The sequence below is a fragment of the Rhodococcus sp. PSi06 genome, assembly GCF_054960675.1.
This window is the reverse complement of the sequence record NZ_JBHNYO010000017.1, coordinates 57,893-72,704: the sequence shown is the minus strand read 5'-3', so window position 1 is coordinate 72,704 and position 14,812 is coordinate 57,893. Positions and strand designations below refer to the sequence as shown.

Annotated in this window: 14 protein-coding genes; 11 read left to right on the top strand and 3 right to left on the bottom strand. The window is 64.3% G+C overall.

Features of this window, described 5'->3' with window-relative positions:
* The first annotated feature begins 187 nt into the window (after positions 1-187).
* The 3 genes from ACFI9K_RS20985 to ACFI9K_RS20975 are packed head-to-tail and all read left to right on the top strand — an operon-like array spanning position 188 to position 3,558.
* Entirely contained in the window at positions 188-1,744 is a 1,557-nt protein-coding gene (locus ACFI9K_RS20985) for a circularly permuted type 2 ATP-grasp protein (protein WP_462665334.1), read from the top strand.
* Positions 1,745-2,719: an alpha-E domain-containing protein gene (locus ACFI9K_RS20980; RefSeq protein ID WP_057479900.1), complete on the top strand. Its 975-nt coding sequence runs from the start codon at positions 1,745-1,747 to the stop codon at positions 2,717-2,719.
* Complete coding sequence (locus ACFI9K_RS20975; protein ID WP_462665288.1) at positions 2,716-3,558, top strand: transglutaminase family protein; 843 nt, start codon at positions 2,716-2,718, stop codon at positions 3,556-3,558. The genes ACFI9K_RS20980 and ACFI9K_RS20975 overlap by 4 nt, the downstream gene beginning before the upstream one ends.
* Before the next feature lie 48 nt (positions 3,559-3,606).
* Here the strand turns inward: ACFI9K_RS20975 and ACFI9K_RS20970 are convergent, their stop codons facing one another.
* Entirely contained in the window at positions 3,607-4,176 is a 570-nt protein-coding gene (locus ACFI9K_RS20970) for a type II toxin-antitoxin system PemK/MazF family toxin (RefSeq protein ID WP_462665287.1), read from the bottom strand.
* Positions 4,177-4,332: 156 nt separating this feature from the next.
* Between ACFI9K_RS20970 and lepA the strand changes: the two genes are divergently transcribed.
* Entirely contained in the window at positions 4,333-6,174 is a 1,842-nt protein-coding gene (gene lepA / locus ACFI9K_RS20965) for a translation elongation factor 4 (protein WP_462665286.1), read from the top strand.
* A gap of 128 nt (positions 6,175-6,302) precedes the next feature.
* On the top strand, positions 6,303-7,310 hold the full coding sequence (locus tag ACFI9K_RS20960; protein ID WP_462665285.1) for a nitronate monooxygenase: 1,008 nt from the start codon (positions 6,303-6,305) through the stop codon (positions 7,308-7,310).
* Between the two features lie 13 nt (positions 7,311-7,323).
* Here ACFI9K_RS20960 and ACFI9K_RS20955 read toward each other — a convergent pair whose 3' ends face one another.
* Positions 7,324-9,369 (bottom strand): glycoside hydrolase family 15 protein, encoded by a 2,046-nt coding sequence (locus tag ACFI9K_RS20955; RefSeq protein WP_462665284.1) that lies wholly within the window; start codon positions 9,367-9,369, stop codon positions 7,324-7,326.
* A gap of 93 nt (positions 9,370-9,462) precedes the next feature.
* On the opposite strand from ACFI9K_RS20955, the gene ACFI9K_RS20950 reads away from it, so the two are divergent.
* From ACFI9K_RS20950 to ACFI9K_RS20925, 6 genes are all read left to right on the top strand, one after another.
* Complete coding sequence (locus ACFI9K_RS20950) at positions 9,463-9,696, top strand: hypothetical protein (protein WP_462665283.1); 234 nt, start codon at positions 9,463-9,465, stop codon at positions 9,694-9,696.
* Between the two features lie 143 nt (positions 9,697-9,839).
* Positions 9,840-9,929, top strand: coding sequence for an Ms4533A family Cys-rich leader peptide (locus ACFI9K_RS20945; RefSeq protein WP_310180897.1), 90 nt, complete (start codon positions 9,840-9,842; stop codon positions 9,927-9,929).
* 191 nt (positions 9,930-10,120) lie between these two features.
* Complete coding sequence (locus tag ACFI9K_RS20940; protein ID WP_462665282.1) at positions 10,121-11,143, top strand: sulfate ABC transporter substrate-binding protein; 1,023 nt, start codon at positions 10,121-10,123, stop codon at positions 11,141-11,143.
* 6 nt (positions 11,144-11,149) lie between these two features.
* Positions 11,150-12,043 carry a sulfate ABC transporter permease subunit CysT gene (cysT, locus tag ACFI9K_RS20935; RefSeq protein WP_462665281.1) on the top strand — a complete coding sequence of 298 codons (894 nt, stop codon included), beginning with the start codon at positions 11,150-11,152 and terminating at the stop codon, positions 12,041-12,043.
* A complete protein-coding gene (cysW, locus tag ACFI9K_RS20930; RefSeq protein WP_222094336.1) occupies positions 12,040-12,840 on the top strand; it encodes a sulfate ABC transporter permease subunit CysW in 801 nt (266 codons plus the stop codon). Before cysT ends, cysW begins: the two co-directional genes overlap by 4 nt.
* Entirely contained in the window at positions 12,840-13,877 is a 1,038-nt protein-coding gene (locus ACFI9K_RS20925) for a sulfate/molybdate ABC transporter ATP-binding protein (protein WP_462665280.1), read from the top strand. The genes cysW and ACFI9K_RS20925 overlap by 1 nt, the downstream gene beginning before the upstream one ends.
* A 24-nt stretch (positions 13,878-13,901) precedes the next feature.
* Here the strand turns inward: ACFI9K_RS20925 and ACFI9K_RS20920 are convergent, their stop codons facing one another.
* Positions 13,902-14,783: a S1 family peptidase gene (locus ACFI9K_RS20920; protein ID WP_462665279.1), complete on the bottom strand. Its 882-nt coding sequence runs from the start codon at positions 14,781-14,783 to the stop codon at positions 13,902-13,904.
* Positions 14,784-14,812: the final 29 nt, after the last annotated feature.

The window sequence follows — 14,812 nt, the reverse complement described above, 5'->3', positions numbered from 1 at the left end:
CGATTCTACCGCGCCTAACTCCTGTCTCTGTAGCAACATGGCCAGGATGAGTCCGCGATCGGCAACGCATGCCGCCTCCAAGGCCAAAGCGACCAGAACGAAGTCAGCGGATCGCGTCGAACCCGAAGTGGACGGGGTTTTCGGCGGCTATTCCGACGTCGGGAAATACAGCCTTGCGTTCGACGAGATGTTCGACTCCGACGGCCGGACGAGGACCCCGTACAAGGGCATCCACACCGCCCTTGCCCCGGCGAACGCGTCCGACCTGGGCGCGAGGTCGGACGCTCTGGGGCGCGCCTTCGTCGACCAGGGCATCACGTTCTCCCTGTCCGGCCAGGAGCGTCCGTTTCCGCTCGACCAGGTTCCCCGCGTCATCGCGGCAGGGGAGTGGTCCCGGCTCGAGCGCGGCATCAAGCAACGCGTCAAAGCGCTCGAGATGTTCCTCGCAGACATCTACGGCGATCAGGAAATCCTGCGCGACGGCGTCGTGCCGAAGCGACTGATCACCTCGTGCGAGCACTTCCACCGCGAGGCCGTCGGCATCACACCACCCAACGGTGTCCGAATCCACGTGGCCGGGATCGACCTGGTCCGTGACGCACAGGGCACGTTCCGCGTCCTCGAGGACAATCTTCGTTCGCCCTCCGGTGTGTCGTACGTCATGGAGAACCGGCGCACCATGGCCCGCGTTTTTCCGGACCTGTTCGCCAGTCACCGCGTGCGTGCCGTCGGCGATTACGCCTCGCACCTGTTGCGCGCATTGCGTTCTGCCGCGGCACTCAACGAGGCCGACCCCACGGTGGTGGTGCTGACCCCTGGCGTGGCCAACTCTGCGTACTTCGAGCACTCGTTGCTCGCCCGGCTGATGGGCGTCGAACTCGTCGAGGGACGCGATCTGTTCTGCCGAGACAACATCGTCTACATGCGCACCACCGAGGGCGAGCGTCAGGTCGACGTCATCTACCGACGCATCGACGACGACTATCTCGACCCGATGCAGTTCCGACCGGACTCGGTCCTGGGCGTGGCCGGCCTCGTCAACGCAGCCCGGGCAGGCAACGTGGTCATCTCCAGCGCCGTCGGAAACGGCGTCGGCGACGACAAACTCGTCTACACCTACGTGCCCACGATCATCGACTACTACATGGGCGAGAAGCCGTTGCTCGCCAACGTCGACACGTTCCGATGCTGGTTGGACGACGAGTGCGAAGAAGTACTGGACCGCATCGACGAGTTGGTGATCAAGCCGGTCGAAGGGTCCGGTGGTTACGGCATCGTCTTCGGCCCCGACGCGTCGCCGAAGGAATTGGCGACCATCAGCAAGAAGGTTCGCGCAGATCCGCGCGGCTGGATCGCGCAGCCCGTCGTGCAGCTCTCGACGGTGCCCACCAAGATCGGTGACCGCTTGGTTCCCCGGCACGTGGACCTTCGGCCGTTCGCGGTCAACGACGGCGACGACGTCTGGGTATTGCCCGGAGGGTTGACCCGAGTGGCGCTGCCGGAAGGCTCGTTGGTGGTCAACTCGAGCCAGGGCGGTGGCAGCAAGGACACCTGGGTGCTCGCCACCCGCACCTCGCAGGAGGAGCAGGAACTGGCGGGCGAGGAGATCGTCAGCGTGCCGCCGGAGTCTCCGATGGTCGAACAGGGCCCGGAACTGACGATGGATCAGCAGCAGCAGCAGCAGCAGCAGCAACAGCAACAACAGCAGGTAACGAACTCGGACTCGAACGGCGGTGGACAGTAAATGCTCGCGCGCAACGCAGAGTCGCTCTACTGGATCGGACGGTACGTCGAGAGAGCGGACGACACAGCCCGCATTCTCGACGTCACCGTCCATCAGCTTCTCGAAGATGCCACGGTCGATCCCGACCACATCTCGCGAGTGTTGTTGCGAGTGCTCGGTTTCAAGCACGAGCCGGACGTCTCTCTCGACGTGTGGTCGCTCACGGAGTTGGTGGCATTCAGCCGTGACGGACTCGGCTCCATCGTCGATTCGCTGTCGAGCGCACGCGAAAACGCCCGTGGCGCTCGCGAAGTCACGTCGAGTGAGATGTGGGAGTGCCTCAACACCACCTACAACGGATTGAACGAGCGCATCAGAGCGTCCAAGCGCACGGGCCCGGCAGAATTCTTCAGCTACATCGAGGAACGGGCCGCGATGTTCGCCGGGCTGGCCGATTCGACCCTCAGCCACGACGACGGCTATCGATTCCTGTTGCTCGGCCGCTCGGTGGAGCGCATCGACATGATCGTTCGGCTGTTGCTCTCGCGCGCAGGCGATCGACCGTCGTCGCCGGCATGGGTCACCGTTCTGCGATCCGCCGGTGCACACGACACCTACCTGCGTACCTACCGCGGCGCTCTCGATGCCCAGCGAGTTCTGGAATTCATGTTGTTGGACAGGCTCTTTCCGCGTTCGGTGTTCTACGCACTGAACGAGGCGGAACGGTCGCTCGATCAGCTCGACCACCAGCCGAACAGTCGTGTCGGTGCTCGCGCCGAGGCGCAGCGACTACTCGGTCGCGCGCGCAGCGAACTCGAATTCCTCCGCCCCGGTGAGATTCTCGACGACCTCCAGGACCGTCTGTTGGCGCTGCAGGAAACCTGCCGCGAACTGGGCGAGGCCATCTCCAAGCAGTACTTCCATGCCGCGCCCTGGGTGGCGTGGACGGACGCCGGATCCGGCACATACGAAGATCAATTGGAAGGTGAACTGTGAGCTGGCGTATGCGTGTGGTGCACACCACCGGCTATCAGTACGACGCGCCGGTGACTTCGTCGTACAACGAAGCTCGGTTGACGCCGCGAAGTGACAACCGGCAGAACGTCATTCTGAACCGGGTCGAGACCAACCCCGTGACGCGCTCCTACCGTTACACCGACTACTGGGGTACGGCGGTGACGGCATTCGACCTGCATGCACCGCACACCGAACTCGAGGTGACCGGCTCTTCGGTGGTCGAGACCGATCCGTTCGTCTACCCCGACGAGAACGCGTCCTGGGACGAATTGGCCAGCGATCCGGTCACCGACCGCTTCAACGAGGTGCTCGACAACACGGTCTACGTACCGAAGAACCGTCAGCTCGCGTCGGTGGCGAAGAAGCTGTCGAAGGGACTGCCGCCGCAGGAATCGGTGGTCGAGATCTCGAACTGGGTCAACCAGGAGATGTCGTACGTGCCGGGTACCACCGGAGTGCACACGTCGGCCGTCGAGGCGTGGTCGGAGAAGAAGGGTGTCTGCCAGGACTACGCCCACCTGACCTTGTTGATGCTGCGCAGCATCGGTATCCCGAGCCGCTACGTCTCGGGCTACCTGCACCCGAAGAAGCAGGCGGCGATCGGCGCGACCGTCGAGGGCCAGAGTCACGCGTGGATCGAAGCGTGGACCGGTGCCTGGTGGGGCTACGACCCGACCAACGCGATCGCTGTCAACGAGCAGCACGTCTCGGTGGGCCTGGGACGCGACTACGCCGACGTGCCTCCGCTCAAGGGCATCTTCTCCGGCGGCGGTTCGACGGCACTCGACGTCGTCGTGGAAATCACGCGACTGGCCTAGCGTCGTGCGTGTTGTGCGTAGCGGTGACCACGCACAACACGCACGACGTCAGTTCCAGCCGAAGTCTCGACGCAATCGCGCTGCGACGGAGTCGAACTGGGGCTTGCTCAGAATTGCGCCCTCGCGTCGGATGCCCTCCTCGGGCACGTCGAGAACTCGATCCAGACGAATCCAGCTCGGACGACCCTCGGCGTCCCAGGAACCGGATCCGATCGATTGCCAGTCGCGGTCACCGTCGCGGCTGCTCTGGCTCGACAGCATCAGGCCGAGCAGATGGTTTCCCTCGCGCCCGATGACGAGCACTGGGCGATCCTTGCCCTGCGTGGCGTCTTCCTCGTAGGTGACCCAGGTCCAGACGATCTCACCCGGATCGGCTTTGCCGTCCAGATCGGGGGAGTACTCGATGGTGCGGGCACGCTGGGCCGTCGGCCGCGTCTGCGACGCCACCGGTCGGCCGGGCCGCGGACCCGGGGCGGCAGTGTTCGTGGTGTTCCCACTGATCGCGTCCTTGCCCTTCTGCAGGGCACCGGACTTCTGCAGTTGACGCAGCAGCCGCGGGCCCTCACGCATCGCGATCTTGCCCAGTTCCTTGCCGAATCTGCTCCAATTGCCTGCCATGCGGCGAGTGTAGCTATCTCGACGTCGCTGCTCACAGCCCGAACCACGGTGGCAGAACGGTGGACACGGACAGCCGAGGACAGCGCACCGTCCTCGGCGTGGGACGATGGAGAAACCCGTTCGCTCATTTTCGAACACGCCAGCCGAAGGATACGAGTGCCCAGCTTCGCCGACACGACGTTCACCGATCCGTCGAGGATCAGGAACTTCTGCATCATCGCCCACATCGACCACGGTAAGTCGACGCTGGCCGACCGGATGTTGCAGCTCACGGGCGTCGTCGACGATCGGTCGATGCGCGCGCAGTATCTCGACAGGATGGATATCGAGCGCGAGCGCGGAATCACCATCAAGGCGCAGAACGTGCGACTGCCGTGGGTCATCGACGACGAAGAGTTCGTCCTGCACCTCATCGACACTCCCGGTCACGTCGACTTCACCTACGAGGTCTCCCGCGCGCTCGAAGCGTGCGAAGGTGCGGTGCTCCTCGTCGACGCGGCACAGGGCATCGAGGCGCAGACACTGGCCAACCTGTACCTCGCTCTGGACAAAGAGCTCACGATCATTCCGGTGCTCAACAAGATCGATCTCCCCGCTGCCGACCCGGATCGCTACGCCGCCGAGATCGCCCACATCATCGGGTGCGAGGCCGACGACGTCCTGCGGGTGTCCGGCAAGACCGGTGTGGGCGTGGAAGAACTGCTCAACGAGGTCGTCAAGTTGGTGCCGGCTCCGGTCGGCAACCCCGACGGCCCGGCCCGTGCGATGATCTTCGACTCGGTCTACGACACCTACCGCGGCGTCGTCACCTACGTACGAGTGGTCGACGGCGCACTCAACCCGCGCGAGAAGGTCACCATGATGTCGACCGGCTCGACGCACGAGTTGCTCGAGGTCGGCATCGTCTCGCCCGATCCCAAGGCCACCAAGGGCTTGGGCGTCGGCGAGGTCGGTTACCTCATCACCGGAGTCAAGGACGTCCGCCAGTCCAAGGTGGGCGACACCGTCACCACGTTCCGCAAGGGCGCAACCGAGCCGCTGACCGGCTACCGCGAGCCCCGGCCGATGGTGTATTCGGGCCTCTACCCGCTCGACGGCTCGGACTATCCGGACCTGCGCGACGCGCTCGAGAAACTGCAGCTCAACGACGCGGCCCTGACGTACGAGCCGGAGACCTCCGTGGCACTCGGATTCGGTTTCCGCTGCGGCTTCCTCGGATTGCTGCACATGGAGATCACCCGTGAGCGGCTCGAACGCGAATTCAACCTGGACCTGATCTCGACCTCACCGAACGTGGTCTACCGCGTCGAGATGGAGGACGGTGCCGAGCACATCGTCACCAACCCGTCGTACTGGCCCGAGGGCAAGGCGCGTGAAGTCTTCGAGCCCATGGTCAAGTGCACGATCATCTCGCCCAGCGAGTTCATCGGCTCGATCATGGAGCTCTGTCAAGGACGCCGCGGCGAACTGGGCGGCATGGACTACCTCTCCGAGACCCGGGTGGAGCTGCGCTACACGATCCCGATGGCCGAGATCATCTTCGACTTCTTCGACATCCTGAAGTCACGTACTCGTGGATACGCCAGCCTCGATTACGAGGAGATCGGCGAGCAGAGCGGTGCGCTGGTGAAGGTCGACATCCTGCTCCAGGGCGAGGCCGTCGACGCATTCAGCGCGATCGTCCACAAGGATGCCGCTGCGGCCTACGGCAACAAGATGACGACCAAGCTCAAGGAACTGATTCCGCGTCAGCAGTTCGAGGTGCCGATCCAGGCCGCCATCGGATCGCGCATCATCGCCCGCGAGAACATTCGCGCGATCCGGAAGGACGTGTTGGCCAAGTGCTACGGCGGCGACATCAGCCGCAAGCGCAAGCTGCTCGAGAAGCAGAAAGAGGGCAAGAAGCGGATGAAGACGATCGGACGCGTCGAGGTGCCGCAGGAAGCCTTCGTCGCCGCACTGTCCTCGGAGTCCTCCTCGGACAAGCCCAAGAAGTAGCCGGACCTCACACCTCTTTTACCGACTGCGCGCCCCGGTTCGCTTCGGATCAGGGGCGCGCAGTCGTTCACGGGGGCGCTCGGTCCCACGAATCGTGTCGCTGACGGCGGCGAGTAGGTTTCGAAGCTGTGACTACGCCGATCCTGAAGCAATTGCGTGTTCCTGTCGTCGGTGCCCCCATGGCGGGCGGCCCGAGTACTCCCGAACTCGCTCGGGCGATCTCGGAGGCCGGCGGTCTCGGCATGATCGCCGGCGCACTACTGACACCCGAGGCCTTCGCAGCGCAGATCGATTCGGTTCGAGGGCTGCAATTCGGGGTCAATCTCTTCCTGCCGGAGGAGCCGTCCGGTGCCGACGTAGCGTCCTACGCGGAACATCTGGCGTCCTGGTTCGAGCGGTACGACGCGGAACCTGGGGAGCTGGTGCGTCGAGACGACTTCTACGCAGAGAAGTTCGCCTGGCTGCTCGAGCACCCGGTGCCGGTGGTCTCGAGCACGTTCGCGACGTTCGATGCGGACGAGGTAGCTCAATTGCACGCCGTCGGGACCGAGGTATGGGCCACCGTCGCCACTGCGTCCGACGCGTCCGTGGCCACGGCCAACGGCGTCGACGCTCTGGTGGTGCAGGGGCCCGAAGCCGGTGGCCATCGAGGTACCTTCGACGGGTCGGCCCCGGACGAGCCCTTGGCCGAACTGCTCGTTGCCGTCCGCGAGATCTCGGAACTGCCTCGTATCGCCGCAGGTGGATTGATGGACGGCAATGACATTGCGCCGCTGCTGGATTCGGGTGCCGCTCATGCGGCGCAGCTCGGAACGGCGTTCTTGAACACCCCGGAGGCCGGTACCAAACCGGTGCACCGCGAACAGCTGACACTGGCACCGAGTACTGCGGTGACGAGGGCGTTCTCCGGCCGTCCTGCGCGAGGTCTGGTGAACGAGTTCATGGCCGCGAACTCGGAGGCCGCACCGTTGGCGTACCCCGATCTGCATTATCTGACCGCACCGATGCGCGCCAAGGCCGCTGCAGCAGGCGATCCGTCGGGACTGTCGATGTGGGCCGGCACCGGTCATCGACGTGCGCAGGCAAAGCCTGCGGCCGAGCTGATCGCCGAATGGGCGAAGCAACTCGGCCGCTGAAGCCCTTACCTGATCACGGGTTGGTGTGCGCGGGCTGGAAGTGTCCCGAGGCCTGGGCTTCCTCGGCTCGGATGACGTGGACCACCGCGTTGATGAGGGCGAGGTGCGTGAACGCCTGCGGGAAGTTGCCGAGGTGACGGCCGGTGCGATGGTCGATCTCCTCGGCGTAGAGCTTGAGCGGACTCGCGTAGCCGAGCAGCCGTTCGCAAAGATGCTTCGCGCGGGGCAGTTCGCCGATCTCGACCAGGGCAGAGACCAGCCAGAACGAGCAGATCGTGAACGTGCCTTCCTCACCAGCCAATCCGTCGTCGGTGGTATCTGTTCGGTAGCGCAGCACCAATCCGTCCTCGGTCAACTCGTCGGCGATGGCAAGTACCGTGGCACGGATTCGGTCGTCGTCGGCCGGCAGGAATCGCAGCAGCGGTGCCAGTAGCAACGACGCGTCCAGCGAGGGATCTCCGTAGCGCTGGGTCAGCACCCCGCGTGCGTCGGTGCCGTGTTCGAGGATGTCGGCCTTGATCTCGTCCGCGATCTCGTTCCACTGGTCCGAGTAGTCCTTCTCGCCGTGGATATCGGCGAGCTTCGCTCCGCGATCCAGCGCGACCCAACACATCAGCTTCGAGGACGTGAAGTGCTGCGGTTCGCCGCGCACCTCCCAGATGCCACGGTCCGGTTTGCGCCAGTTGGCGATGGCCTCCTCGACCTGGCGTTTGAGCAGTGGCCACAGGAATTCCGGAACATGCTCACGAGACTTCACGTGTAGGTACACCGAGTCGAGCATGGTGCCCCAGATGTCGTGTTGCTCTTGGTCGTAGGCCCCGTTGCCGATGCGTACCGGCCGCGCGCCGTCGTATCCGGACAGGTGTGGCAGCTCGCTCTCGTCGAGGGTCTTCTCGCCGCCGATTCCGTACATCACCTGCAGCGGATTCACCTCGCCGTTGGCCGTCGTCGCCACGTCGGATATGAAGGCGAAGAAGTCGTTCGCCTCGCGGTCCAGGCCGAGCGTGTACAGGCCCCACAGTGCGAACGTCGAATCACGAACCCAGGTGTAGCGATAATCCCAGTTGCGTTCTCCACCAGGTGTTTCCGGGAGCGAGGTGGTCGAGGCGGCGAGCAGGGCACCCGTGGGCGCGTAGGTCAACCCCTTGAGGGTGAGAGCGCTGCGCTGGAGGTAGCCGCGCCAGGGGTGATCGGGGAACCGCCCGATCGTGATCCATTGCCGCCAACATTCCGACGTCTGCCACATCTTGCTGGCAGCTTCCTCGAACGTCTGCGGCGCAGGAAGGTCGGACCAGGACAGCGCGACGAAGACGTTGTCGCCCTCGGTCATTCGGGTTCGAGCTCGTGCTTCACGACCCTCGATGCCGATACGAAGGTTGGTGGTCAACTTCAGCGTGGGCTGGTCACCGTCTGCGCTCGCCTCGCAGGTTGCCGTCGTCTCCTCGTACACCTTGCCGGTGTATTCCCAGTTCGCGGGTGCCCGGTGATAATCGAACGCGGGCTCGCAGCTCATTTCCAATTCGACTGTGCCGCTGACACATTTGATGGTGCGAAGCAGGATGTGTTCGGCATCCCAATCGCTGGGCGCACGTTTGTGTGTGCGCGAACGTTGATCGGTGTTGTGCCACGGTCCCATCACCAACGCATCGCGCACGATGAGCCACCCGGTCTCGGTCTGCCACGTGGTCTCGACGATCAGACCGCCCGGCAGGTATCGCCGGGCCGCAGGGACCGATTGGCCGTAGGGTCCGACGCGAAAGTGGCCGGCACTGCGATCGAGAATGGCACCGAAGATGCTGGGGGAGTCGGGTCGGGGTACACACATCCACTCGACGGAGCCGTTGCGTGCTATCAAACAGGTCGTCTCGCAGTCCGAGAGGAACGCGTAGTCGTCGATCGGCGGAAAAGCACTGCGATAGGACGTCAGGGTGGAGACCGGCGCGTCGGTGCTTCCCAACGCTCCCTGAACTTCGATCCCACCCAACCCCGGATGGCCGGATCCCATCGCGGGCTCGTCGGCCACGGGGGGCACGGGCGAAACTTCATCGAATGCCGTCATGGCGTAATCATCGACTTCTCGATGGCCGTCGTCCACTGCAGGTCGCCGCTCGGCGTGGCGTGGCCGTCGAACATGCTGGTTTAAGCTGCGAGGGTGGAACCGGTTGCGCGATGGTGGGACGGCGTCGAACTGTGGGTGACGGGTATGCCGTTCGTACCGCAGGCGATCGTTGTGCTGCTGGTGATCGTGCCGATTGCGTTCCTGCTGGCGCGTGTGTTCGATCGCCTGCTCGCGGTGGTCCTGCGCCTGCTCGGTCGCGACGCCCGCGCTGCCCGCGAGGCACAGACGTCGACCGGTGCCTCCACCACGACTAAGGATGGACAGTAATGCCACGATCTCGGGTCACACTGGCGCTCATCGCGCTGCTGGCGCTGGTTGTCATTGCCTGGCTCCTCACTCGGTAAGGGCCTCGTCGGCGGGTCCGTCTGCTGAATTAGAGTCCGCCCTGAACCTCTGCTAGATTTCTGACCGTGTCTTCTGCCGCCGAGTACCGCGTCCGCCATCAGTTGGCGTTGATTGCTGTCGGCATGCTGGCAGTCGCCGATATCGACTGTTGTTGATCCTCCCTCCGTCGAATCGGTGATGTCGGTCGGCTCGGACGTGCGTCCATCTCGCACGTCGGGGGCTGCCGACGATCTCCCTCACCCACAGTGCATTCACGCTGCCGCGGTGTGCCCGGTTCGAGCAGGGTTGTGACGACTTCCGACCACTTCGTGTCCACGACACACCATTGATGAAAGGCCATCATTCGATGAGGCACAGCTCTCGTTACCTGCTGACAACATTCGCCGCTGTGGGAGCCCTCGTTCTCACTGCGTGCGGAGGTGGTTCGAGCGATGTCGTCGGCGGCGGATCGGACACCGCGAGCGGCCCCGCACTGACCCTCGTGGGCTACGCCGTCCCCAAGAACGGTTGGGACGCAATCGGTCCCGCGTTCGCGGCTACCGAGGACGGCGAGGGAACCGCAATCAACGCCGACTACGGCGCATCGGGCAATCAGTCTCGCAAGGTGGCCGACGGCGCGCCCGCAGACATCGTCAACTTCTCGGTCGAGCCGGACATCACTCGACTCGTCAAGGCCGGAAAGGTCGACGAGGACTGGAACCAGAACGCGTACGGCGGAGTGCCGTTCGGCTCCGTGGTGACCATCGTGGTGCGCGAGGGCAATCCGAAGAACATCCGTACCTGGGACGACCTGATCAAGCCCGATGTTCAGGTGATCAGTCCGAGCCCACTCAGCTCCGGCTCCGCCAAGTGGAATCTGCTCGCGCCGTACGCGGCGAAGAGCAACGGCGGCCAGGACAAGCAGGCCGGTCTCGATTTCGTTCGTACTCTCGTCTCCGATCACTTTCCGGTGCAGCCCGAATCGGGCCGCGCAGCAACGGAAGCCTTCCTGCAGGGCCAGGGTGATGCGCTGCTCAGCTACGAGAACGAGGCCCTGCTCATCGAGGAGCAGGGACAGAAGGTGGAGCACGTGGATGTGCCCGTCACCTTCCGCATCGACAATCCGGTCGCAGTGATCAACAGCAGTGCGAATCTCGATCGGGCCAACGCACTCAACGATTTCATCTACACCGACGAGGGGCAGAAGATCTGGGCCGAGGCAGGATTCCGGCCGACGAACCCCGATATCGCCTCGGAGTACTCCGACACTTTCTTCACCCCCGAAAAGCTTTACACCATCGACGATCTCGGTGGGTGGACACAGGTCGACGCAGATCTCTTCGGCGACAACGGCGCAATCACGACGATCTATCAGGAAAGTACTCGGTAGAAATCGATGCAATCTTCGACCACCGACACCGCAACTGCGGGTTCGCCGGTCCCGCCCGGTACGAAACCTCGGTTCCGTGCCGGGCGGGAAGGCCGTAAGTTCAGAGGCCCTGGGTCGGTAGGGCCGATGGGTCTCGGGGTCGCCGTGTTGTGGCTGAGCGTCATCGTGTTGCTCCCGTTGGCAGCGTTGACAGTTCAGTCGTTCGACGACGGACTGGCCGGCTTCTGGGATGCGGTCACCGTGCCGCGTGCAGTGGCCACGTTCAAGGTCACCCTCCTGGTATCCGTCGCGGCGGCAGTGATCAATCTGTTCCTGGGCACCCTCATCGCGTGGGTCCTGGTGCGGGACGAGTTCCCAGGTAAGCGATTCGTCAACGCGCTGATCGATCTGCCCTTCGCGCTACCGACCATCGTCGCCAGTCTGGTTCTGCTCTCGCTCTACGGCCCGGCGAGTCCGATCGGTCTGGTGTTCAACGCGACCAAGCCCGCAGTCATCGTCGCGCTGCTGTTCGTCACGTTGCCGTTCGTGGTCCGTGCGGTGCAGCCGGTGCTCATCGAACTCGACAAGGACGTCGAGCAGGCGGCCGCCTCGCTCGGGGCGAACAACTGGACCATCTTTCGGCGCATCGTTCTGCCCGTGCTGCTACCGGCGGTGCTGTCGGGCGGCGGCCTCGCGTTCGCTCGCGCGATCGGCGAATTCGGCTCGGTGGTGCTCATCGGCGGAAACATCCCCGACGACACTCAGGTCGCCTCGCAGTACATCCGCGAGCTGATCGAGTACGACCGGCCGATCGATGCCGCGGCAATCTCGGTGGTGCTGTTGGCAATTGCCTTCGCAGTGCTGTTCGTGCTGCGCATCGTCGGGAACCGGTTGGCCAGACGCGAGGAGCAGCTCTCGTGAAGATCAGCCTTCCGGTCAAGCTGTCCCTGCGCACGATTGCGCTGATCTATCTCGCGGTACTGGTGCTGTTTCCGCTCGCGGCCATCCTGTATCGCACGTTCGAGGATGGCGTGGTGTCGTTCTTCGAGCAGATCACCACTCCTGCGGCGCAATCGGCCCTGCAACTGTCGCTGTTGATCGTTGCCATCGTGGTACCGATCAACGTCGTGTTCGGTGTGGTCACCGCGCTGGCGTTGGTACGAGGGCGGTTCCGGGGTAAAGGCGTACTCGAAGCGATCGTCGATCTGCCGTTCGCGGTGTCGCCGATCATCACCGGTGTCGCCCTGATTCTGCTCTGGGGTGCCAACGGGTGGTTCGGAGGCGTCGAAAGCCTGGGCTTCAAGGTGATTTTCGCGCTTCCCGGCATGGTGATAGCGACCATATTCGTGACGTTGCCGTTCGTCGTCCGCGAGGTCGAGCCGGTCCTGTACGAGATCGGCGAAGAGCAGGAAGAAGCAGCATCGACCTTGGGCGCTAGCTCGTGGCAGACGTTCTGGCGTATCACTCTGCCGGCGATTCGGTGGGGCCTGACCTACGGCGTCGTACTCACCGTTGCGCGGTCGCTCGGCGAGTTCGGTGCCGTCATCATGGTGTCGACCAACCTGCCCGGCATATCGCAAACCCTGACGCTGCTGGTCAACTCACGGTACGAGGACTTCAATCAACAGGGCGCGTACGCCGCGTCCACGCTACTGATGGCGATCGCCGTCGTCGTGCTGCTGCTGATGACGGTTCTCGACAAGAAGAGGACGAAGTAATGACCGAGAAATCCTCCGAGATCGAGATCTCCGTCGTCGGTGCCAACAAGCACTACGGCGATTTCGCCGCCCTCGACAACGTCAGCATCGACATCCCCAAGGGATCGTTGACGGCGTTGCTCGGCCCCAGCGGGTCGGGCAAGTCCACTTTGCTGCGGTCGATCGCCGGCCTCGAGCAACTCGACTCCGGTCGGGTGGTGCTCGCCGGCCAGGACGTGACGTGGGTCAGCCCGCAGCGTCGCGAGATCGGCTTCGTCTTCCAGCACTACGCGGCGTTCAAGCACCTCACGGTGCGAGACAACGTCGCGTTCGGTCTGCAGATTCGCAAGCGCCCCAAGGCCGAGATCGCCAAGAAGGTGGACGAGCTCCTCGAGATCGTCGGGCTGGCCGGTTTTCAGAGCCGATACCCGGCACAGCTGTCCGGAGGGCAGCGGCAACGTATGGCGCTGGCACGCGCACTCGCCGTCGATCCGCAGGTCCTTCTTCTCGACGAGCCCTTCGGTGCCCTCGATGCCAAGGTGCGTGCCGATCTCCGGACGTGGCTGCGTCGCTTGCACGACGAGGTGCACGTCACCACCGTGCTGGTGACCCATGATCAGGAAGAAGCGCTCGACGTCGCCGATCGAATCGCGGTGCTGAACAAGGGCAGGATCGAACAGGTCGGCACCCCGGAAGATCTCTATGATCGGCCGGCCAACAATTTCGTGATGTCGTTCCTCGGTCAGGTGGCCAAGCTCAACGGACTCCTGGTGCGCCCGCACGACATTCGTGTCGGACGCGACCCGTCGTTGGCTCAGGCACAGGCGAGCGGGACGGCCGAATCGGCCGGTGTGACGCGTGCTGTCGTCGAACGGGTGGTCCACCTCGGCTTCGAGGTGAAGGTGGAGCTGAAGAACGCGGCCACCGGCGAGTTGTTCGCAGCGCAGATCACGCGCGGCGACAGCGAGGCGCTGGGGCTCCGCGAGGGCGAAACCGTGTACGTCCGCGCGACGCGAGTCCCGACGATCACCGATCAGGCCGCCACCGCCTCGGCCTGATCCGGTGGGTGCCCCGGCGGCCCGTCATACCGGCGTGAACGCGTTGAACCCGGGTGTGAAGAGCGGCCCGACGGTCTCGGTTCCGAAGCTGAAGACACCGAGTACGGTCGGCGTGCCGTTGAGGAACATCACCAGCGGACCGCCGCTGTCTCCGTAGCCTGCCTGGACCGACCGCGCCCGATCGAGTGTCGTTGCGTCGGTGATCGTTCTGTCCTGGGCGCACAGGAGTGGTGTTTCGGCGGCTGTTCGTCCGGTTGCCGTTCTGCAGTCGGAGGTGGACATGATCTCGAGTTCGCCGGAAAGCAGGACATCGGATTTCGAGTTCTCCGGTGTCCAGCCGTGTCCGTAGAACCGGGCACGCGTACCTGGTTCGGGTACGGCGGACGCGCGGGCGAGCGGTTCTACGCCGTCCACGGGATGTGCCAGGGTGAGCTCGGCGATGTCGCCGGATGCCGATGCGCGATCGATGTTCTCGGGGTCCGTCGTCGACGGGATCAGACGAAAGTCCGGTGAGATCGACACCGACACAACGGGAATCTCGTGCAGCGACGGGTCGCTCAACGACTGTGCGCCGATTGCTGCGGTGAGCTGCTCGGGTGGCAGGGGCGTGGCCGGAGCTGTCAGCGTGAGCGACGCCGGGTCGACGACGCAATGAGCTGCGGTCACGATGCGGTCGGGCGCGATCAGGGCTCCGCCACATTGGTGCCGGGTGAGTGCATCGGTTGCGCCCGGAACGACGCCGGGTGCCAGCAGAACGGAGGCGAAGGCTGCGGCGAGCGTGGCGTCGGCCTCCGATTGTGGGACGGGCGATCCGCCCGACATCGCGGTCGCCGGCGGCGTACAGCCCACACTGGCGACAGCGGCGAGGAGAAACGACGCGGCGAGAACTTTCGGTGTGCGTGACATGGGTCCAGTGTTCGCGGTCGGGCGTCATT

Excerpts from the sequence above, each read along its gene's own strand:
- ACFI9K_RS20970 (WP_462665287.1), bottom strand. The coding sequence starts at position 4,176 with ATGGCAGGCAATTGGAGCAGATTCGGCAAGGAACTGGGCAAGATCGCG.
- ACFI9K_RS20925 (WP_462665280.1), top strand. The coding sequence starts at position 12,840 with ATGACCGAGAAATCCTCCGAGATCGAGATCTCCGTCGTCGGTGCCAAC.
- ACFI9K_RS20940 (WP_462665282.1), top strand. The coding sequence starts at position 10,121 with ATGAGGCACAGCTCTCGTTACCTGCTGACAACATTCGCCGCTGTGGGA.
- ACFI9K_RS20985 (WP_462665334.1), top strand. The coding sequence starts at position 188 with ATGTTCGACTCCGACGGCCGGACGAGGACCCCGTACAAGGGCATCCAC.
- ACFI9K_RS20920 (WP_462665279.1), bottom strand. The coding sequence starts at position 14,783 with ATGTCACGCACACCGAAAGTTCTCGCCGCGTCGTTTCTCCTCGCCGCT.
- cysT (WP_462665281.1), top strand. The coding sequence starts at position 11,150 with ATGCAATCTTCGACCACCGACACCGCAACTGCGGGTTCGCCGGTCCCG.
- ACFI9K_RS20955 (WP_462665284.1), bottom strand. The coding sequence starts at position 9,369 with ATGACGGCATTCGATGAAGTTTCGCCCGTGCCCCCCGTGGCCGACGAG.
- ACFI9K_RS20980 (WP_057479900.1), top strand. The coding sequence starts at position 1,745 with ATGCTCGCGCGCAACGCAGAGTCGCTCTACTGGATCGGACGGTACGTC.